Here is a 19,352-nt window from a genome sequence, read left to right as displayed (position 1 = left end):
GTGCAGGAAAGACGCACTGCCGATGAAGTTCTAAGCTCAAATATCTCCTTTGGCAAGGGCGATGGTACCCGAAAAAGGCCATTTGCTCTTTACATATAGTATTTTCTGCTGAATAATTGACATATTGAACTAGAGAGGAGAGGACAGGAATGAGCGAGATCGCAGCCTGCACTTTGATTCAGGAAGAGCCTGACCGCAAGACGGAGCGGTACACTCCATTATAGAAAGGGGGGATCTGTTTGGGCGAAGAAACTTTGAATCCCCGTGATGCGTACCGTGTGATGCTCCGGGATTACCCGGATGTGCTGAACATCGACCAGATGTGCGAGATATTGAGCGTCAGCACAAAAACCGGGTATGCGCTTTTGAAAAAGGGGAGCATCCAGCATTTGAAGGTCGGACGCTCCTACCGCATCCCCAAGGCACATCTTTTGACTTATCTTATCGGATTCGCACCCGGTCACACCATCCGGGCGTGACATCCTTGCATTCTCTCCTGCCGTTGGGTACACTGATGGTGTCAGCGGCAGAAGTTACATATTCAGGTGGATGCAAAGACAGGAGGAAACATTATGGTAGCAGGGCATCTGCAAGAAAAAAACGACTTCTACTACATCGTTCTGAGTTACAAGGACGCAGACGGAAAGCGAAAGACCAAGTGGGAAGCCACCGGTCTGTCCGTCAAGAGGAACAAGAAGAAAGCCGAAGCTCTTTTGCTGGAACGTCGGAGGAACTTCATGGTTCCCACCGCACCTGCGGAGATCCGCTTGGACGATGACATTCTCTTTTCGGACTTCATGCTGAAATGGCTGGAAGTCACGAAAAGCTCTGTCCAAATCACGACCTATGCCAGCTATCAAGGAATGGTGGAGCGCATCATCGCTCCCTATTTCCGCAAGCGCGGCATCAAGCTGGTAGACCTGAAAGCCACCGATTTGCAGGATTTCTATACCAAACAGCTTGAACGGGTCAAGGCAAATTCGGTGATCCATTACCATGCAAACATCCACAAGGCATTGAAGTATGCGGTCAAGATCGACCTGATCCCCACCAATCCGGCAGATAAGGTCGAGCGTCCGAAGAAGAATGCGTTCAAGGGCAGCTATTACAGTGCCGAAGAGATCCATGCTTTGACGGAGGTCGCAGAGGGCACCAAGCTGGAGATCCCGGTTCTGCTGGCATCCTTCTACGGCCTGCGCCGCAGCGAGGTGCTGGGGCTGAAGTGGGATGCGATCGACTTTGAGGAAAACACTCTGGAGATCAAGCACATCGTTACGCAGGCATCCATCGACGGCAAAAAGGTTCTGGTACAGGCAGACCGTGCAAAAACGAAGTCCAGCCTGCGGACGCTGCCTCTTGTGCCGCCCATCCGTGACCGCCTGCTGATGCTGAAAGGTCAGCAGGAAACCTACCGCCGCCTGTGCGGTAAAAGCTACAACCGGGATTATCTGGGCTATCTGTGTGTGGACGAGATCGGGAACATCATCCGCCCCAACTACGTTTCCGAGCAGTTCCCGAAGCTGTTGGAGAAAAACGGTCTGCGTCCTATCCGCTTTCATGACCTGCGTCATAGCTGCGCCAGCCTTCTTCTGGCAAACGGCGTTCCCATGAAGCAGATTCAGGAATGGCTGGGTCACAGCGACTTCTCCACCACCGCCAATATTTACGCCCACCTCGATTACGCTTCCAAGCTCTCGTCTGCACAGGCGATGCTGGAGGGGCTGGGCTATGGCAATGCGTCAGCATGATGCCATACGCCCACAAGACAGGGTGGACGGGCGATGTTCCGGCAAAAAAGAATGGACAGACGAATAAAATTCATCTGTCCATTCGATTTGGCGGAGCATCAGGGAGTCGAACCCTGGCACCGGTCTCCCGGCCTATCGCATTTCGAGTGCGACCTCTTACGACCACTTGAGTAATGCTCCAGATATTAAATTTTAGCCGTGCATTCTGGGAAAACTTTGGAGAGAATTGCAGGAGAGAACGCCAGAAAATCGTTCCCTCACGAAGTCGGAAAACCCGCATGAAACCTAGCAAAACCGGAAAACCACTTCCAAAAAGCCAGTTAGATTTCGAGTCGTTCTCGTTACGACCGCTTCGATACATCTCCAAGTATATTTTCATGGCCAATTTACGATTTGTATATCGCAAATCGGCCTTGAAACTTGGAACAGTTGCTGTTAGAATATTGTTAGAAAACGCATCGTTCAGACAGGCTTTGAAGCCTGTCAGGACATCAAAATTGACGTTCCCTCGTGTGATATGGAGACATCCAGCGAAGCATCCACTTGGATTTCGAGTGCGACCTCTTACGACCACTTGAGTAATGCTCCATATTCACAATACAGCTTAATTATTATAGCAAAATCCCGCCTTTCCGTCAACTGGAAATACAAAAAGCCCTTTCCCTTGTGCTTGACAGGCAGAACGGGGTGTGCTATATTTATTTCAAATTTGAAGTATATACTCAAAGGAGAACCTATGGCACAGAATCGACAGGATATGGGCAGCGGGCCAGTCAAGCCCCTGCTTTTGCAGTTGATGATACCCGCCGTGGTGGCGCAGGTGGTCAATCTGCTCTATAACATCGTAGACCGCATTTACATCGGCCACATCGAGGGCATCGGTGCGGCGGCGCTGACGGGCGTGGGTCTGTTTGCGCCGATCCTTATGCTCCTGAACGCCTTCGCCATGCTCATCGGCGCGGGCGGTGCGCCCCGCACGGCCATCGCGCTGGGACAGGACAATAAAGACGAGGCCGAAAAAATCATCGGCAACAGCTTTACCATGCTGCTGTTTTTCGCTGTGGTGCTGACGGCGGGCTTCTATGCCGGTGCGCCCGCTCTGCTGCGGCTCTTCGGTGCCAGCGACGCCACTCTCCCCTATGCGGTGGCCTATGGCCGCATCTACATCCTCGGCTCGGTGTTCGTGCTGCTGGTCATGGGCATGAACCCCTTCATCACGACCCAGGGCTTTGCGAAGATCAGTATGCTCACGACAGTCATCGGCGCAGTCATCAACATCATCCTCGACCCCATCCTGATTTTTGGTCTTGGCTGGGGCGTCCGGGGTGCGGCAGTGGCGACGGTGCTCAGTCAGGCCGTGGGTGCCTGCTGGATATTGAAGTTCCTCACCGGCCCCAAGACCATCCTCAAGCTGCGGAAAGAAAACCTCAAAGTGGAGCGGAACATCATCCTGCCGGTGCTGGGGCTGGGCATCTCGTCCTTCGTCATGCTCTCGACGGAGAGTTTGCTCTCCATCAGTTTCAGCTCCAGCCTCGCCCGCTACGGCGGCGATGTGGCTGTGGGCGCGATGACCGTCATCACCAGCGTGTCCCAGCTCTGCACCATGCCTATTCAGGGCATCTGTCAGGGCGGCCAGCCGGTGATGAGCTTCAACTTCGGCGCAGGCAAAAAGCCCCGCGTCAAGGAGGCGTTCCGCTTCCAGCTCACCCTCTGCTTCGGTTATACCACCCTGTTCTGGCTGCTCATGATGCTGGTCCCCGGCGTGGTGGCGGGCATCTTTACCTCGGATGCCGCCCTCATCGAATACACCACATGGGCCATGCGCATCTACATGGCGGGCATCCTCGCCATGGGCGTTCAGATCGCCTGCCAGCAGAGCTTTATGGCGCTGGGTCAGGCCAAAGTCAGCCTCCTGCTGGCTTGTTTGCGGAAGATCATCCTACTTATCCCGCTGATTTTTATCCTGCCCTGCTTCACGGCAGATAAGTGCCTCGGCGTCTTTCTCGCCGAGCCGGTCAGTGATATTCTGGCAGCGACCATTACAGCCATCACCTTCTTTTCCCGCTTCGACAAGATACTGGACAAGGGTGCCGGGAAGGTATGATTCGCAGGAAATAAAAACAGCCCGCGGACGGACAAAAATCCGGCCTGCGGGCTGTTTTTGTGTCAACGGTAGTCGATTTCAGAAAGAGTGATGCGTGGCTTTTCCGTGCCGGTCTTTTCGCACATCAGGTCGAGCTGCTCCTGCAGGTAAGGCACCCGGGTGCTGACGTCCGGGAACTTCGGTCCCAGAATGACTTCGTCTAATTGGAGAGGAAAAGGTGTCTGCACGAAAAGCCACGGTTTGTCGCTGTCGGTATGGAGGATGTTGTCCTTCGTCTGGTAGATGACCCGCAGCTCCTGCTCGTAGCTGTAGCTGCTGTCTTTGAAGAGGTAGAGGACTTTGCCAAGGAGGGAGTCGAAATAGGGACGGTTTGCTTTGTTCAGTCTCTTCGTGATCTGCCTCAACTGCCTGAGCTGTCGTTCGATCTCCTTGTAATTTTGAGCCAGTTTCTCATTGTCACCACGCAAAACCATATTTTTGGCGTTCTTCCGGAGATAGCAGACATGATAGAGTGTCGGCTCCACCGCACAAGAGAGGTTTTTTGTTGTCTCCCAGTCAATGATCAGGCAGCAGCCCTTTGCATGGTCGCCATACATCTCCCACATGGGCAGATAATCGACCCGGGGCGTAAAGCACTTGACAAAGACGTAGGGGACATTCAGCGATTTCCTGTCTTTCTTCCCCGTATCATACTGGTCGCCGTAAACAGTCTGAAGCAGCGTTTGTCCCTCGTTCGGGTCATTCATATAGGACAGATGCATGACCGTGAGTTTGCCCAGCCGGTCCTTTTTCTCGCCAGTGCACTTTACCGGGAGCATATAGGAGAACACCTCAGAAGAAGTGTAATAGGCGATCTTCTTTTCCGTACCTTCTGCTTTCAGCTCCAGCAATATAAGATTGGACAGATGCGCTGTCTGGGCAAGATACAAGTAGTCCCGATAAGAAAGAGTCTCAGTACCAATTTTTTGAGCTGAAACAGCCAGCGCATCAAAATCAGTCCCTTTCAGAAAGCGGGATTTTTCAATGATCTCACTCTGCCGCAGACTGCTGCAATCATCCTCCGAAAGCTGCGCCATTTCTGGTACGAGATATTTCCGCATCAGCACGATCATCGTGATAAGGGCTATTCTTTGGTGAAAAGAGGGGCTTTTTCCGTTATGATTCAGAATACCCCGGACCTTGTCTGTGAAGTCCGAAAGAGTTGTCGGCATCTGGGATGGATATTCCAGTTTCAGAAGGTCATTGTAATGCGAAAGCAGCGTCGTGCTATAGGATTCATTATAGGGGTTTCCCTGTGCTAAACCAATGAGTGTTTCGTATTCCTCGTTAAAATCGACAGCATATTCTCCTGCATTTCCGCAAAGGATCGGGTCCAGCGGCGCTGTCGACCATTCCAGTGCGGCCAGACCATAAAATTTCATTGCCGCAAAAACATTGTTTTCCAGAAAAAGGAATCGGTCACCCATTTTGATGTAAAGTTTATCGAAGTCAAAGATACTCTCTGTCGAAGGTGCCGGCCTTTCCTCTGTGTCTTTATGCCAGTCTATCACCTCTTCGTATACGACCTTGTCTCCGCCATAAAACAATACGGCTTCCATCAAATCTTGGAGCACTGCTTTTTCTCCGTCCGCATATTTGACACAATAGCAATAATGCCTGAAATCATCGCACAACTCCCGGAGTTCAGACGGAGAGAGAGTAGCACGCTTTGATTTCTTTTTCTTCAGAAGATATACTGCGTGTTCCAACACTTTTTTGTCATCGCCACGGGAAAACCCAAATCCCTCATGCATATAGTTGTCCGGGTTTCCTGATGTATAACTCACAAAACCCGGCTGATTGCTCAATTCCAATGTCTTTTCATACGGCCCCTTATCATATTCGAACTCAAGCAGGGGATAGCGCTTGCTTTCTTCTTTTACGTCTGCCATAAAGCCCCTCCTCTTTGTTATTCCTGCGGCCGGGCCGCGCTCTGTTCTGTCAGCATCTTACACATAGCCCCGACGCAGGCCGGGTCGAACGCATGTCCGGCACACTCGCGGAGGGCCGCGGCGATTTGGGCGTCCGTCTCGCCCCGGCGGCGGTGGCGGTCAGTGAAGTCGGCCACAGCGAGGATGCGGGACAGCAGCGGGATGGCCTCGCCCTGCAGCCCCTCAAGGTAGCCGGTGCCGTCGTAATTTTCGCGGTGATACCGCACGGTCTCGGCCACCCGGTCTACGATTTGGAGTTCCTGAATGATGCGGCAGCCCCGCTCTACATAGGTCTTGTAGAGCTGGTACTGCTCCTCGGTGATGTTCCGCTGCAATACCACATCATCGGGCAGGCCCACGGTGCCTACTTCGTGCAGCAGGCCCGCATAGTAGCCGTCCCGGCAGGCGGCCTCATCCAGACCCATCCGGCGGGCCATCTCCTGCGTCAGCTCCGCAGTCTGCTGGCAGTGGAGGTCGATTTCGGGGATCTTGGAGCTGAGGGCGCTGTACATGGCCGTGATGACCTTCAGCGACATCTCCGAGAGTTTGCCCTTCTCCGCGTCGATGCGCTGCTGCAATAAAAGATGGCGTTTGGCCTTGTCCACCCAGTAGCGCTGGATGGAGAACATGATGATGTAGGCCACCCCGAGGATGCAGATGTAAAGGAACGGGAAACGGCGCACGGAGCTCTCGCCGTAGAGGGCGGCGGGGTCGGGGATGAGCCCGCCGCGCAGGCAGGCCATCACCCAGAGAAAGCTCAGAAGGTTGATAAAAGTGCCGTCCACGAGGCCCAGTACGAAGGTGCAGGAAAAGGAGAATATCAGCAGGAAAAACCAGCTGAAATACCCCACATAAGCCTTCTGGAAAAGCAAGGCGCTGCCGGCCAGAAACGCCAGCGCTGCACCCAGCTCCCGCGCCCGGCTGGCACTGCGGCGGGACAGAAAGAGGTTGACGCCGTCCAGAAGCATCATGCCGCCCAGCAGAAGATAAAACGGCAGCGGCGCACCGTACAGAAACCCCAGCGGCAGATGTACCAGCCAGAGCAGACCCACGACGAGCTTGGTGTAGAGGACCAGCTGCGGGTCGCCATGGGGGACGAGTACCGTCTCGCGCAGTCGTTCAAGCGTATCCTTGTTCATAAAACATCCTTTTGGCGCGTCACTGCACCGCTATCTCTCCGCTTTCCAGCAGCTCCACCACGGCCTTGACCGCCGCAGGCTCGAACTGCGTCCCGCTCAATTTCCGGAACTCTCCGATGATGTAGTCCCTGTCGCAGTGGCCGCGGTAGCACCGGTCGGAGCCCATGGCGTCCAGCGCATCGGCGACGCTGATGATCCAGACCATCTCCGGCAGCTGCCCGCCTTTCAGCCCGGCGGGGTAGCCTTTGCCGTCGAACCGCTCGTGGTGGTAGCTGGCACCGCAGTCGGCCTGAGGCAGAAATTCCAGCCCCTCGAGAATTTTTCGGCCCCAGACGGTGTGCTGCTTCATGATGTCGAACTCCTCGTCCGTCAGCCGGGAGGGTTTGTTGAGGATGGCGTCCGGCACGGCGATCTTTCCGATGTCATGGAGCAGGGCGCTCCGGTAGAGGCTGTCCAGCTCCTTGCCGGCGAAGCCCATATGCGCCCCGATGAGGCGGGCATATTCGGCCACCCGGTGGGAGTGCTCGCTGGTGTAGCGGTCTTTTTCGTCTATCATCTGGCTGATGGCGGCCACAGAGCTCACCATCAGCTGCCGGGCCTCGCAGATAGTGGCATGGACCTCACGTTCCATCTCTTTTTCGCTCTGCTCCTGCTGGATGCGGTAGTGTTTGTAAAAGATGTCCGCTGTTATCATCAGCAGACAGAACGACCAGTAGGCTGCGGGGTAGAAAAGCGCATAGTCCCGGCGGTAGAGTGTGCTGCCGACGAGGGGACCCAGCCACAAAAAACAGGTGGCCGCGAGGCCGTAGGCCGTGCAGAACGGCAGGCCGATGGGCAACCCCGACTGCACGAAAAGAGTAGCCGGCATCAGGAAGAACCACAGGTTCTGGAAGCCGTCGTTCTCGTTCCAGACCAGAAGCAGCAAGCCCATGAAGATAAGGGCCGTGTTTGAGAACATGACCAGATGCTTTTCGTTTTTCGCCCGGGGCAGCAGCCACTCCACCATCAGCAGCACAAGGCTGATGAGCCCGGTGAGGACGAAGACGACGGGCTTGTCGAGGCCGTTGCAGCTGAAATTCAGTGCAAAAAGCACGACGACCGCCAGCGTCAGCACCTGGCGCAGGTAGTCTGAGTCCAGCGTAGAATGCTTTTCGTAATGATATACTTCCTTGAGAAGGGGCCAGATGCGGTAAAGCATGAAAATGTCGCCTCCGAACGGGCCGCGCGGGCGGCTGGCTGCTGTATCTTTATAATGTTACAATACATTATACAACGAAATCTGGACGATGAACAGATGGATTTTCAGAATGACTGTATGCATCAAAAATACATCGGCAAAGAATCTTGGATACAAGAGTTAAAAATTGAAAAACGAGCTTGCAGAAAGCTCCAAAAACCAATCAAACGGGTCACTTTGTACAAACATTGCCTGAAAAATTTGTGCTTGAATCTAATTGCGGGATGAGAAAATATGCGTTATCATAATATCCAAAGGCGACCCGTATGCGGAAGGAATGTTGCCGTGAGCAAAGCACGGCGCTACCATAATACGGATAAACGCAACGTGAATCGGAGGTAACAAGAAATGAAAAAGATCTCTCGTCGTGACTTCCTCGCAGCTTCTGCTGCTGTGGGTGCAGCTGGCGTCCTGACCGCCTGCGGCGGTTCTTCCAGCAGCACTGCCACCTCTACTGCAGCTTCCACTGCTGCCAGCACCGCTGCCGGCGGCAAGTCCACCGACTACCCCACCAAGGGTATTTCCGTCATCTGCCCCTGGTCTGCAGGCGGCGGCACGGACTCCTGCCTGCGCGCATTCTGCGAGGCTATGGGCAAGAACCTGGGCGTCACCCTGACTGTCGATAACCAGACTGGCGGCGGCGGCATCCTGGGCCATCAGGCTATCGCAGATGCCAACACCGACGGCTACACCATCGGTATGATCACCTTCGAGCTGGCTACCTATAAGAAGCTGGGCACCAGTGAACTGACCTGGGAGAATTACGCTCCCCTGTGCCGCGTCAACACCGACGCAGCTGCCATCACCGTCGGCGCAAAGTGGGCTGCTGACAACGGCATCACCGACCTGCCCGGTTTCATTGATTACTGCAAGGCTCACCCCGGTGAGGTGCAGATGGGCGGTTCTTCCAACGCTTCTGTCTGGCACATCGCTGGCGGCTACCTGATGAGCGCTACCGGCATCGACATCCAGATGATCACCTATCAGGAAGGCGCTGCTACCGCTGTCCAGAACGCAGCCGGCGGCTTCATTCAGGGCGTTACCGTCTCTCTGGCCGAAGCTCGCAGCTTCATCGAGTCCGGCGACCTGATCTGCCTGGGCGTCATGGACGAAGAGCGCAACCCCGTCTTCCCCGATGTTCCTACCTGTAAGGAGCAGGGCTACGACATCACCTACTACACCCAGCGCGGTATGGCCGCTCCTCTGGGCGTTGATGATGCCATCATGACCCGTCTGGAAGAGGCCTGCGCCGCTGCCATCGAGGATCCTGACTTCGTGACCTTCATGAACAACAACGGTCAGGCGATCTCCTATCTGGATGCACAGGGCTATGCTGACTACCTGAAGCAGGCTGCTGTCGATGTCGCAGCTGCTATGGACGCTGTCGGCCTCTGATTTGTCTCTCTGAGTATTTGCTGGGGCAGGCAGTTCATGCCTGCCCTTTTTTATGAGAAGATATAGAGAGGAGGAACCCCTTTTGAACAAAGACAAAATGAAAACGATGGCCTTCTCCAATCTGGTAGGCTCCATCATTTTCCTCGCGATCGGCATCTGGGCGTGGCTCCAGACCGATAATTTCCCTGAGGTGGCCAACACCTATGTGCAGGCTTCCACCTTCCCCCGCGTCATGATCGTGGGCATGCTCATCTTCTCGGTGGTCCTGCTCATCCAGTCCATCTTCAAGCTGATGGGTACCATGAAGCCCACCGACCCCGTTGCTGTCGAAGTCGGCACCCTGAATCCCCTCAAGGATAAGGGCGTGGCCGCTGCTTACCTCGTTATGCTCCTCTGTGTGCTGTTCGCTGCTCTGTTCAAGAGCTGCGGCTACATCCTGTGCGCTGTGGTGCTCTCGATGATCATCATGTTCCTCATCGGCAAGCGCAACTGGGTGCAGATGGTCCTTGTGAGCGTTCTGGTGCCGCTGCTGATGTGGCTGGTGTTCTACAAGGTGCTTACCGTCAATATTCCGCTGGGTCCGCTGAACTTCCTGCGCACCCTCGTGGACATGATATAAGGAGGGAGCACAGTTATGGATTTTAGTCTGCTTCTTTCCAGCTATGCTACTGTCTGGTCCAACCCCGAGGTCCTTCTGATGACCTTCATCGGCGCACTGGGCGGCGTTCTGCTGGGCGCTATCCCGGGCATGACCGCCACCATGGGCGTGGCGCTGCTCATCCCCTTCTCCTTCGGCATGGACCTCATCCCGTCCATCGGCCTGCTGCTGGGCATCTACTGCGGCGGTATGTACGGCGGTTCCATTTCCGCTATCCTCATCCACGCCCCCGGCACGCCCGCCGCAGCCGCCACCCTGCTGGACGGCTACCCCATGTGTAAGAAAGGTCAGGCCGGCAAGGCACTGTCCGTTGCCATGTTCGCCTCCTTCTGCGGCGGCGTCATCGGCGCCCTCATCATGACCTTCCTGTCTCCGCTGGTCGCTGATATGGCCATGAACTTCGGCCCCGGCGAGATGTTCATGCTGGCCGTCTTCGGCCTGTCGGTCATCGTCGCAATTTCCGGTAAGTCTGTGGCCAAGGGCCTCATCAGCGCCTTCTTCGGTATGCTGCTCTGCACCGTCGGCCTCGACCCCACCAACGGCATCCCCCGCTTCATCACCACCAAGCAGACCGGCCTGCTGGATGGCTTCCAGTTCATCCCCACTCTGATCGGTCTGTTCGCTGTCTCTGAAGTCATCGCCGGCGTTGAGCGCATCATCCGCGGCGAAGAGCATGAGCAGAAGTCCAACGAGAAGATCACCAATGTCCTGCCCGATTGGAAGACCATCAAGCGGATCTGGCCCAACATCCTCTCCGGCGGCCTCATCGGCACCTTCATCGGCGCCATCCCCGGCGCAGGCGGTGACATCGCCGTCTTCGTTTCCTACGGCGCCAGCAAGTCCGCCAGCAAGCACCCCGAGCTGTACGGCACCGGCATCCCCAACGGCGTTGCTGCTACCGAGTCCGCCAACAACGGCTGCTCCGGCGGCGCTATGATCCCCCTGCTGTCTCTGGGCGTCCCCGGCGACTCCGTCACCGCCATCCTGCTGGGTGCCTTCATCATGAAGGGAATCACCCCCGGCCCCATGATGTACGTTACCGAGCTGCCCACCGTCTACCGCGTCTTCGCGGCTCTGATGCTGGCAAACCTCTGCATGCTGGTCGTCGGCTGCCTGGGCGTCCGCTTCTTTGCAAAGATCGTCTCCATCGAGAAGAAGATGCTCTACCCCATCATCCTCGTCATCTCCCTGCTGGGTGCTTTCTCCATCAACAAGAATGCCTTTGATGTGGGCGTTTGTGTCGCCTTCGGCATCATCGGCTGGCTGATGAACAAGTACGAGTTCCCGCTTTCTCCCATCCTGCTGGCCCTCATTCTGGGACCCATGTGCGAGAAGAACTTCGTGCGCTACATGAACATCCAGCGCGGCAACTTCTTCGCCATCACCACTTCTCCCATCGCAATGGTCTTTGCAACGGTCGCTATCCTGGTCATCGTCTACTCTGTCTATAACCAGAGCAAGATCAACAAGCGTGCTGCTGCAAACGCTGCACAGGAGAAGGCATAAGCTCAACATCCTGACAAGCTCTGTCTGTTACATTCCCATGAAGCTGCGGCTGTCCCGTTCCGTCGGGGCGGCCGCACTTCGCTTTGGGCAGCAAAAACGGAGGTCTGTTTATGTGGTTTGTATTTGCACTGGGCTCGGCCCTGTTTGCGGCCCTTACCTCGATCCTGGCCAAGGTGGGCATCGAGGGGGTCAACTCCACTCTGGCCACCGCCATCCGCACCGTGGTGGTGCTGGCCATGAGCTGGGGCATGGTGTTCCTCACCCGGGCCCAGGGGGGCATGGGTGAGATCAGCCGCCGGAGTTGGCTCTTCCTCATCCTATCGGGGCTGGCCACCGGAGCGTCCTGGCTGTGCTACTACCGGGCCCTGCAGCTTGGCCGGGCCTCTCAGGTGGTGTCCATCGACAAGCTCAGCGTGGTGATCACCCTGGTGCTGGCCTTTGTGTTCCTCCACGAGCCCTTTACCGCCAAAAGTATGGTGGGCTGCGCCCTCGTCGCCGCCGGCACCCTGTTTATGGTGCTGTAAAAGGGTAAGCTCCCTGCAAACAACAAGGCCCTCCCGGGTTTGCCTGGGAGGGCCTTTTGTGCTTGTCAGTGGGTGGTATCTTCTGCCGGAGCCTCAGGGTGGCGGCACTTGGCCAGCATATCCAGCTCCGGCATCAGCTCGGTGCTGATGACCGAGAGCATCTGCTCCATCTTGTCGCAGTCCTCAGCCGGGAAGCGCTTGCGCACACGCTCGATGACCGTGTGCAGGTAAGAATAGCTGATGCTGTAGTAATCGATGTATTTCTGGGTGGGGCGCAGGAAGTATTCGCGGCGGTCGGTGGTGGACTGGATCTTCTCCACATAGCCCTTTTTGACGAGGCTGCCGATTTTATAAGCCGCGTTGGGGGTGGAGATGCCCATCATACGGGAAAACTCTGCAATGGTGGGCTCCCCCATCGCCATGATGCCCTCCATGCAGAAGGACTCCACCGTGGTCAGCGTGGCTTCGCGGGTGGCAAAGCGCTGAAATACATTCTGATAAAAATGCAGCTTGAACTTTGTATAGACGTCCTGAAAGACTTCTTCCAGCATGGGGTTTTCCTCCAGTGAGCAAATAGCTCAAAAAATTTACTCTTTTGATAAGTATACCATGATTTGCGCCGGAGGGGAAGACAAAAATCTACGATTCCGTTAAGATTTTGTGACTTCTTCCTTCCCAGTATGGCCCATCCGCGCCTTGACGATGCTGAGCACGACGAGTTCGATGACGATGGCACAGGCCAGCAGCACGAAGGAGGTCAGGGTGTTGGCGGCATCGCCGAGGACAGCCTGTGCTGCGCCGCAGAGCAGATAGCAGCCCGCCGAGATGGCGGCGGCGGTCATGGCGTAGGGCAGCTGGGTGGAGACATGGTTCACGTGGCTGCAATGCGCGCCGGCAGAGGCCATGATGGTGGTGTCGGAGATGGGCGAGCAGTGGTCGCCGCAGACCGCGCCGGACAGGCAGGCGGCGATGGAGACCACCAGCATCTCACCCTCCGGGAACGCATGGCAGACGATGGGGACCAGAATCGAGAAAGTACCCCAGGACGTGCCGGTGGCAAAGGCGAGGAAGACCGCCACCACAAAGATGATGATGGGCAGCAGGTACTGCAGAGCCGCTGCAGAGCCGCTGAGCAGGCTTGCGACGTAGTATTTTGCGCCCAGCAGGCCGGTCATGCCGGAAAGCGTCCATGCCAGCGTCAGAATGAGCATGGGGCTGACCATGGCCTTGAAGCCCTCGGGGATGCAGGCGGCGAAGTCCTGAAAGGTCATGACTCCCCGCACCCGGTAAAACACGAAGGTGAACATCAGGGCAATGGCGCTGCCCAGCACGAGGCCCATGGAGGCGTTGCAGTCGGCAAAAGCGGTGACGAAGTCCACGCCCTCAAAGAAGCCGCCGGTGTACACCATGCCGAAGATGCAGGCCGCGATGAGCACCAGCACCGGCGCGATGAGGTCCACCACATGGCCGCGGGTGTCGCTGCCGTCGTCCGTGTCGTCGCCGTAGGGGCGGTCGTCGGTGGTGAAAAGGTCGCCCAGCAGGGCGTTATCCTCGTGCTTTTTCATGGGGCCGTAGTCGAGGCCGCTGAAGATGAGGAAGAGGCTCATCACCATGGTGAGGATGGCGTAGTAGTTATAAGGGATGGTGCGCAGGAACATGGTAAAGCCGTTGATGCCCGAGCCTTCCGGCACAGAGGACGTGACGGCGGCGGCCCAGCTGGACACCGGCGCGATGATGCAGACGGGTGCTGCGGTGGCGTCGATGAGGTAGGCCAGCTTTGCGCGGGAGACCTTCTGCCGGTCAGTGACCGGGCGCATGACGGAGCCGACGGTCAGGCAGTTGAAGTAGTCGTCCACAAAGATGAGGATGCCCAGCAGCAGGGTGGCGAACTGTGCGCCCGCCCGGGTGTGGATGTGGGTGGAGGCCCAGCGGCCAAAGGCGGCGCTGCCGCCGGCCTTGTTCATCAGGGCCACCAGAATGCCCAGCATCACCAGAAAGACGAGGATGCCGACGTTGCTGGAATCGGACAGCTTGGACACCATGCCGCCGTCTTCGTTGAAGAAAAGGGTGGTCAGCGCCAGCTCAAGGTTGCCGTTGGCGTAGAGCAGTGCGCCGGTGGCGATGCCCACCAGCAGCGAGGTGTAGACCTCTTTGGTGTTCAGGGCCAGCACGATGGCTATCACAGGGGGCAGCAGGGATAGCGCCGAGCTGTACACGGCGCAGGTGTAGGTGGAAGGGTCGTCGATTTTGCCGGGCGTTGCGGCGGTACACCACAGCAGCAGGGCAAACACCAGCAACGCACCCACCCACGAGAGATTGGTTTTTTTCATGATAAACTCCTCGGTTGATTTTTTTGCAGCCTGCCGGGCAGACTAACCCTTTAGAAGCCGTTTTCATAAGCATTGCACACCGCCCGAACGGCCTTTTTGCCCGCATACTGCGTTGCTTTCCCTTGCAATCCGCTCAGGATTGCTGCGGAAAATTGCCTTGTCTGCGAGCAAAAATTCTCGTCGTTCGATGCACCCTGCTTACAAAAACAGCTTCTAACGTGATGGGACACGGAAGGGGGTGTTGGCTGCGCCGGACTATAAAGCGATGTATTTAGAGCTGTTCCGTGCCAGCGAACAGGCGGCACGGCTTTTGCAGGAAGCTCAGGCCCGGGCCGAGCAGCAGCTGCTGGCTGCCGACCCGCCGCCCATCGAGCTTGCCGAGAAAAAAGAGTCTTAGCCCTTCTTGCTCTCGGCCTTGGCGGCAAACTTTGCGTCGTTGACCACAAAGCGCTCGTGGACGCCGCCGCCCACAGGGCCTTTCTCGTCGTACAGGGAGACTTTGAACACCAGCTTGCGGCCTTCCACAGCGGTCAGCTCGCTCTCGCAGGTGACGGTCATGCCCACGGGGGTGGGTGCGGTGTGCTCCAGCTCCAGCTTGGTGCCCACAGAGCCGCAGCCCTCATCCAAAGCGTCGGCGACGCTCATCCAGCAGGTCTTTTCGGCCAGCGCCACCAGTGCGGGGGTGGCGAAGACGTTCAGCGTGCCGCTGCCCATGGTCTTGGCGGTGTTCTCGGGGGTGACGGCGACGCTCTGCTTGCCGCGGATTCCAGTTTCTAACATATAAAAATTCCCTCTTTCTTAATTTGTCGTGATGCCGCGGTTTGCGGCAGATAATTTCACGTTTGTAAGGATACCACAAAATCCACGCCATTGCACCTGTTTTCTGGATTTTCCTTCAAAACTCTTTCCGTCTGAGGCCAAACGCGGTATCATAAGCTGGACAAGGAGGGAAAGAAGATGAACGATTTCTGGAAATCCTACGACATCACCCACGCCGAATACGGGGCCGATTACCGATGCTACCCGCTGTATGGCACTGTTCACCTCATGGAGCTGGCCATTTCGTTTGCCTTTATCGTGGGGGCGGCCCTGTGGTATCGCCGCAGTTCTGCCCGCACCCGGCGGCGCATTTTAGTCGGAGTCACCGCTTTGCTCCTGCTGGACGAAGCTGCCCTTCTGCTGGGGATGGCCCTGACCGGCCAGTGGAATTGGAGCTATCTGCCCCTGCACCTGTGCAATATCAATGTCTTCGTCTGTCTGTACAACACGATCACGGACAGAAACTGGTGCAAAGAGGAGCTGTATGCCCTCTGTATCCCGGGTGCAATGCTGGCACTGCTCTGCCCCAGCTGGCTGGATGTCCCCTCTTGGTGGACGCTCATCAATCTGCACTCCGTCAGTATCCATGCCCTGCTGGTACTCTATCCAGTCCTGCTGGTGGCGGGCGGCTACCGTCCCAGTCCCCGGCGGGTGCCGCAGGTGCTGGCGTTCCTGTTCGGCTCTGCCCTGCCCATCTACTTTCTGAATAAGTCCCTTAACACCAACTTCTATTTCCTCAATAATCCCTACGGGAACATCATCACCAGCACCTTCACGGCCCTGCTGGGCGAAAAATATTATATCCTGGGCTTCCTGCCTGCCACCGCGCTGGCGCTGTTCCTCATGTATCTGCCGTGGGCGGCGGACTATAAAAAGAAGAAGCGGGCATGAATGCAGTGCTTTAGAAAAAGGCAGTTCGGTCAGGACTGCCTTTTTCTGTTGCCCTAAATTGCACCCTTCCTGCAAAATAAATCTGCAAATTTCTTGCGTTTTGCGGTCTGTTTTATCAATTTTAAGAGAATGCTGATTTTTTATACAAAACTCCTTGACAGGAGCCATACGGCGTGTTATCATGAACACATGAACAGATGTTCATATATTGAAGCGAAAGGATGACAACGATGGCTGAGAATGCTCTTGCCCCAGAACAGAAGCTGCCCAAGGCCCCGCCGGAGCTGCCGGACGATGAGGTGCTCTACGAGCTGGCCGATTTGTTCCGGGTGTTCGGCGATTCCACCCGCATCAAGATCCTCTACGCCCTCCACGACGATGAGCTGTGTGTGCAGGACATTGCAAATGCCGTTCAGCTCAGCCAGTCGGCGGTGAGCCATCAGCTGCGGGTGCTCAAGGACTCGAAGCTCGTCCGCTTCCGCCGCGACGGCAAGACCATTTACTATGCACTGGACGATGACCATGTGCGCAGCATCCTCTCCATGGGCATGGACCACATCGAAGAGTGATGCCCCGAAAACGCTGTAAGCTCTGCTGCACCCGGCGGCGGAGCGGGGATATAGAAAGAAAGGCTGGTACTTATTATGAAAAAGAGCTACAAGATCGAAGTTGACTGCGCAAACTGCGCCCAGAAGATGGAGGATGCCGCCAACACGGTCGCCGGCGTCGCAAAGGCTACCGTCAGCTTCATGACCCAGAAGATGAACGTCGAGTTCGATGAGGGTGCCGACGTCAAGGCTACCATGCAGAACGTCCTCTCCGCCTGCAAGAAGGTCGAGGACGACTGCGAGATCTTTGGCATCTGAGTTTCGACTTATACTGCCGGGATGCGCGTGGAAAATGTGGAAAAATAAATCAGCTTTCAACAATTTCCACGGCGTTTTCAACATTCTGGACGCAAAAATAGAAAAATGAACGCGCATTTGCGGCTTTTTGCGGGAAAAACTCGTGGAAAAGCCGGGGGAAAGCGTGGAAAACAAGCCCCTTGTGGGGAAAACCTGTTGAATCTGAGAAAACTGCCCCAAAAGGAGGCTGGTACCCGTGACGAAAAAACAAAAGAAAATGCTGTACCGCATCATCGCCGCTCTGGCTCTGGTGCTGGTGCTCAAGCTGCTGCCGCCTCTGCCCGCGTCGGTGGAGCTGCTGCTCTACTGCATCCCCTACCTCGTGGTGGGCTGGGATGTGCTCCGCAAGGCCCTTCTGGGCATCAAGAACCGTCAGCCCTTTGATGAATGCTTCCTGATGGCCGTCGCCACCGTGGGTGCCTTTGCGTTGGGCGATTACGTCGAGGGCTGTGCCGTTATCATCTTCTACCAGATCGGCGAGCTGTTCCAGGGCGTTGCCGTCGGCAAGAGCCGCCGCAGCATCTCGGCCCTGATGGACATCCGGCCCGACTACGCCAACATCGAGGGCGAGGACGGCAAGCTGGAGCAGGTGGACCCCGATGAAGTCGAGATCGGCACCGTCATCGTGGTCCAGCCCGGCGAGCGTGTGCCTATCGACGGCGTCATCGTCGAGGGCGCTTCCACCCTCAACACCGCCGCCCTCACCGGCGAGAGCCTGCCCCGGGATGTCCGGTCCGGCGATGAGGTCATCAGCGGCTGTGTCAACATGAGCGGCCTGCTCAAGGTCAGGACCACCAAGGAGTTCGGCGAATCCACCGTCTCTAAAATTCTCGACCTCGTGGAAAATTCCAGCATGAAGAAGGCCCGCGCCGAGAACTTTATCACCCGCTTTGCCCGGGTGTATACCCCGGCGGTCTGCTACGGCGCGCTGGCGCTGGCCTTCATTCCCCCCATCGTTCTGCTGCTGATGGGCCAGCCCGCCCGCTTCGGCGATTGGGTCTACCGCGCCCTTACCTTCCTCGTCATCAGCTGCCCCTGCGCTCTGGTCATCTCTATCCCGCTGAGCTTCTTCGGCGGCATCGGCGGCGCCTCTGCCTGCGGCATCCTCGTCAAGGGCTCGACCTATCTGGAAGAGCTGGCCGATACCCGCGTCGTCGTCTTTGATAAGACCGGCACCCTGACCCAGGGTACCTTCAAGGTCGTCAAGGTCTGCCCCGTGGAGGGCGGTACCGAAGACAGCCTCGTGGAAGCCGCTGCGCTGGCCGAGAGCTGGTCGAAGCATCCCATCTCCCTGAGCATCAAGGCTGCTTACGGCAAGGACATCGACGCTGCCCGCGTCACCGACGTGGAGGAGCTGGGCGGCCACGGCGTCACCGCCAAGGTGGACGGCAAGCCGGTCGCTGCCGGTAATGCCCGCCTGATGGCAAAGCTGGGCCTCACCGTCCCCGATGTCCCCCAGACCGGCACCATCGTCCATGTGGCCATCGATGGCAAGTATGCGGGCTATCTGCTCATCTCCGACGTGGTGAAGCCCCACAGCGCACAGGCCATCAAGGGCCTCAAGCAGGCCGGCGTCCGCAAGACCGTCATGCTTACCGGCGACGCAGAGCCGGTGGCAAAGGCTGTCTCGGCAGAGCTGGGCATCGACGAGTACCACGCCGGTCTGCTGCCCGGCGATAAGGTGGACCAGATCGAGAAGCTCCTGGCCGCCAAGAACCCCAAAGAGATGCTGGCCTTCGTGGGTGACGGCATCAACGACGCCCCTGTCCTCTCCCGTGTGGATGTGGGCATCGCCATGGGTGCGCTGGGCTCTGACGCCGCCATTGAGGCCGCCGACGTCGTCCTGATGGATGACGACCCGGCCAAGATCGCCCTCGCCATGCGCATTGCCCGCCGCACCAAGAGCATCGTCTACCAGAACATCGTCTTTGCTCTGGCCATCAAGGCGGCCTGCCTGCTGCTGGGTGCTCTGGGTATCGCCAATATGTGGGCGGCCATCTTCGCCGACGTCGGCGTCATGGTCCTCGCTGTCCTGAATGCGACCCGCGCCCTCTATACGAAAAACCTCACCCAAAAATAAAAGATATAAGGCAAAGAGGGTTCTGTGCGGATCGGAAGAGCACGAC

General features: G+C 56.9%; 18 protein-coding genes and 1 tRNA gene. 12 read left to right on the top strand and 7 right to left on the bottom strand.

Annotation, left to right across the window (positions count from 1 at the left end; genetic code table 11):
* The first annotated feature begins 239 nt into the window (after positions 1-239).
* Both AAAU26_RS08940 and AAAU26_RS08935 read left to right on the top strand, forming a co-directional pair.
* A complete protein-coding gene (locus tag AAAU26_RS08940) occupies positions 240-479 on the top strand; it encodes a helix-turn-helix domain-containing protein (RefSeq protein ID WP_370569216.1) in 240 nt (79 codons plus the stop codon).
* A gap of 93 nt (positions 480-572) precedes the next feature.
* On the top strand, positions 573-1,748 hold the full coding sequence (locus tag AAAU26_RS08935; RefSeq protein WP_097791183.1) for a tyrosine-type recombinase/integrase: 1,176 nt from the start codon (positions 573-575) through the stop codon (positions 1,746-1,748).
* Between the two features lie 88 nt (positions 1,749-1,836).
* Here the strand turns inward: AAAU26_RS08935 and AAAU26_RS08930 are convergent.
* Positions 1,837-1,928, bottom strand: a tRNA-Ser gene (locus AAAU26_RS08930).
* A 556-nt stretch (positions 1,929-2,484) separates the two neighbouring features.
* Here AAAU26_RS08930 and AAAU26_RS08925 point away from each other — a divergent pair.
* Positions 2,485-3,852, top strand: a complete 1,368-nt coding sequence (locus AAAU26_RS08925; RefSeq protein WP_207677393.1) for an MATE family efflux transporter — start codon at positions 2,485-2,487, stop codon at positions 3,850-3,852.
* Positions 3,853-3,914: 62 nt separating this feature from the next.
* Here AAAU26_RS08925 and AAAU26_RS08920 read toward each other — a convergent pair whose 3' ends face one another.
* Genes AAAU26_RS08920 through AAAU26_RS08910 form a run of 3 tightly spaced genes read right to left on the bottom strand, consistent with a single transcriptional unit; the run spans position 3,915 to position 8,159 of the window.
* Entirely contained in the window at positions 3,915-5,783 is a 1,869-nt protein-coding gene (locus tag AAAU26_RS08920; protein WP_227619617.1) for a DUF2971 domain-containing protein, read from the bottom strand.
* 17 nt (positions 5,784-5,800) lie between these two features.
* Positions 5,801-6,961, bottom strand: coding sequence for an HD-GYP domain-containing protein (locus AAAU26_RS08915; protein WP_227619616.1), 1,161 nt, complete (start codon positions 6,959-6,961; stop codon positions 5,801-5,803).
* A gap of 19 nt (positions 6,962-6,980) precedes the next feature.
* A complete protein-coding gene (locus AAAU26_RS08910; protein ID WP_227619615.1) occupies positions 6,981-8,159 on the bottom strand; it encodes an HD-GYP domain-containing protein in 1,179 nt (392 codons plus the stop codon).
* Between the two features lie 387 nt (positions 8,160-8,546).
* On the opposite strand from AAAU26_RS08910, the gene AAAU26_RS08905 reads away from it, so the two are divergent.
* The 4 genes from AAAU26_RS08905 to AAAU26_RS08890 all read left to right on the top strand — a co-directional run bounded on the left by AAAU26_RS08905 (position 8,547) and on the right by AAAU26_RS08890 (position 12,281).
* On the top strand, positions 8,547-9,593 hold the full coding sequence (locus tag AAAU26_RS08905; RefSeq protein ID WP_158395725.1) for a tripartite tricarboxylate transporter substrate binding protein: 1,047 nt from the start codon (positions 8,547-8,549) through the stop codon (positions 9,591-9,593).
* A gap of 82 nt (positions 9,594-9,675) precedes the next feature.
* A complete protein-coding gene (locus tag AAAU26_RS08900; RefSeq protein WP_160141219.1) occupies positions 9,676-10,212 on the top strand; it encodes a tripartite tricarboxylate transporter TctB family protein in 537 nt (178 codons plus the stop codon).
* A gap of 15 nt (positions 10,213-10,227) precedes the next feature.
* Complete coding sequence (locus AAAU26_RS08895; protein ID WP_227619614.1) at positions 10,228-11,757, top strand: tripartite tricarboxylate transporter permease; 1,530 nt, start codon at positions 10,228-10,230, stop codon at positions 11,755-11,757.
* 110 nt (positions 11,758-11,867) lie between these two features.
* Entirely contained in the window at positions 11,868-12,281 is a 414-nt protein-coding gene (locus tag AAAU26_RS08890; RefSeq protein WP_158395731.1) for an EamA family transporter, read from the top strand.
* Between the two features lie 65 nt (positions 12,282-12,346).
* On the opposite strand, the gene AAAU26_RS08885 is transcribed toward AAAU26_RS08890, so the two are convergent.
* Entirely contained in the window at positions 12,347-12,832 is a 486-nt protein-coding gene (locus AAAU26_RS08885) for a MarR family winged helix-turn-helix transcriptional regulator (RefSeq protein ID WP_158395732.1), read from the bottom strand.
* Between the two features lie 99 nt (positions 12,833-12,931).
* Positions 12,932-14,611 (bottom strand): Na+/H+ antiporter NhaC family protein, encoded by a 1,680-nt coding sequence (locus AAAU26_RS08880; protein WP_227619613.1) that lies wholly within the window; start codon positions 14,609-14,611, stop codon positions 12,932-12,934.
* Positions 14,612-14,876: 265 nt separating this feature from the next.
* Here AAAU26_RS08880 and AAAU26_RS08875 point away from each other — a divergent pair, with 265 nt between their 5' ends.
* Positions 14,877-15,008 (top strand): hypothetical protein, encoded by a 132-nt coding sequence (locus tag AAAU26_RS08875; RefSeq protein ID WP_256275951.1) that lies wholly within the window; start codon positions 14,877-14,879, stop codon positions 15,006-15,008.
* On the opposite strand, the gene AAAU26_RS08870 is transcribed toward AAAU26_RS08875, so the two are convergent.
* On the bottom strand, positions 15,005-15,391 hold the full coding sequence (locus tag AAAU26_RS08870) for a thioesterase family protein (protein WP_015566083.1): 387 nt from the start codon (positions 15,389-15,391) through the stop codon (positions 15,005-15,007). The two genes, AAAU26_RS08875 and AAAU26_RS08870, sit on opposite strands and share 4 nt — an antisense overlap.
* Before the next feature lie 177 nt (positions 15,392-15,568).
* Between AAAU26_RS08870 and AAAU26_RS08865 the strand changes: the two genes are divergently transcribed.
* The 4 genes from AAAU26_RS08865 (at position 15,569) to AAAU26_RS08850 (ending at position 19,306) form a co-directional block, all read left to right on the top strand.
* Positions 15,569-16,321, top strand: a complete 753-nt coding sequence (locus tag AAAU26_RS08865) for a YwaF family protein (protein ID WP_227619612.1) — start codon at positions 15,569-15,571, stop codon at positions 16,319-16,321.
* Between the two features lie 230 nt (positions 16,322-16,551).
* Positions 16,552-16,890 (top strand): ArsR/SmtB family transcription factor, encoded by a 339-nt coding sequence (locus tag AAAU26_RS08860; RefSeq protein WP_227619611.1) that lies wholly within the window; start codon positions 16,552-16,554, stop codon positions 16,888-16,890.
* 75 nt (positions 16,891-16,965) lie between these two features.
* On the top strand, positions 16,966-17,187 hold the full coding sequence (locus AAAU26_RS08855; protein ID WP_015566080.1) for a cation transporter: 222 nt from the start codon (positions 16,966-16,968) through the stop codon (positions 17,185-17,187).
* Positions 17,188-17,422: 235 nt separating this feature from the next.
* The gene (locus AAAU26_RS08850) at positions 17,423-19,306 is read left to right on the top strand and encodes a heavy metal translocating P-type ATPase (RefSeq protein ID WP_227619610.1); all 1,884 of its coding nucleotides are present in this window, start codon (positions 17,423-17,425) and stop codon (positions 19,304-19,306) included.
* The last annotated feature ends 46 nt before the right edge of the window (positions 19,307-19,352 follow it).

The sequence above is a fragment of the Faecalibacterium longum genome, from assembly GCF_040094125.1.
Classification (GTDB): Bacteria; Bacillota; Clostridia; order Oscillospirales; family Ruminococcaceae; genus Faecalibacterium; species Faecalibacterium longum.
This window is presented reverse-complemented; position numbering and strand designations above follow the sequence as displayed.

Bases quoted from the DNA above. Each gene is read 5' to 3' on its own strand.
- AAAU26_RS08935 (WP_097791183.1), top strand. From the start codon at position 573: ATGGTAGCAGGGCATCTGCAAGAAAAAAACGACTTCTACTACATCGTT.
- AAAU26_RS08885 (WP_158395732.1), bottom strand. From the start codon at position 12,832: ATGCTGGAAGAAGTCTTTCAGGACGTCTATACAAAGTTCAAGCTGCAT.
- AAAU26_RS08875 (WP_256275951.1), top strand. From the start codon at position 14,877: ATGTATTTAGAGCTGTTCCGTGCCAGCGAACAGGCGGCACGGCTTTTG.
- AAAU26_RS08890 (WP_158395731.1), top strand. From the start codon at position 11,868: ATGTGGTTTGTATTTGCACTGGGCTCGGCCCTGTTTGCGGCCCTTACC.
- AAAU26_RS08925 (WP_207677393.1), top strand. From the start codon at position 2,485: ATGGCACAGAATCGACAGGATATGGGCAGCGGGCCAGTCAAGCCCCTG.
- AAAU26_RS08905 (WP_158395725.1), top strand. From the start codon at position 8,547: ATGAAAAAGATCTCTCGTCGTGACTTCCTCGCAGCTTCTGCTGCTGTG.
- AAAU26_RS08855 (WP_015566080.1), top strand. From the start codon at position 16,966: ATGAAAAAGAGCTACAAGATCGAAGTTGACTGCGCAAACTGCGCCCAG.
- AAAU26_RS08870 (WP_015566083.1), bottom strand. From the start codon at position 15,391: ATGTTAGAAACTGGAATCCGCGGCAAGCAGAGCGTCGCCGTCACCCCC.
- AAAU26_RS08920 (WP_227619617.1), bottom strand. From the start codon at position 5,783: ATGGCAGACGTAAAAGAAGAAAGCAAGCGCTATCCCCTGCTTGAGTTC.
- AAAU26_RS08865 (WP_227619612.1), top strand. From the start codon at position 15,569: ATGAACGATTTCTGGAAATCCTACGACATCACCCACGCCGAATACGGG.
- AAAU26_RS08880 (WP_227619613.1), bottom strand. From the start codon at position 14,611: ATGAAAAAAACCAATCTCTCGTGGGTGGGTGCGTTGCTGGTGTTTGCC.
- AAAU26_RS08895 (WP_227619614.1), top strand. From the start codon at position 10,228: ATGGATTTTAGTCTGCTTCTTTCCAGCTATGCTACTGTCTGGTCCAAC.
- AAAU26_RS08915 (WP_227619616.1), bottom strand. From the start codon at position 6,961: ATGAACAAGGATACGCTTGAACGACTGCGCGAGACGGTACTCGTCCCC.
- AAAU26_RS08860 (WP_227619611.1), top strand. From the start codon at position 16,552: ATGGCTGAGAATGCTCTTGCCCCAGAACAGAAGCTGCCCAAGGCCCCG.
- AAAU26_RS08910 (WP_227619615.1), bottom strand. From the start codon at position 8,159: ATGCTTTACCGCATCTGGCCCCTTCTCAAGGAAGTATATCATTACGAA.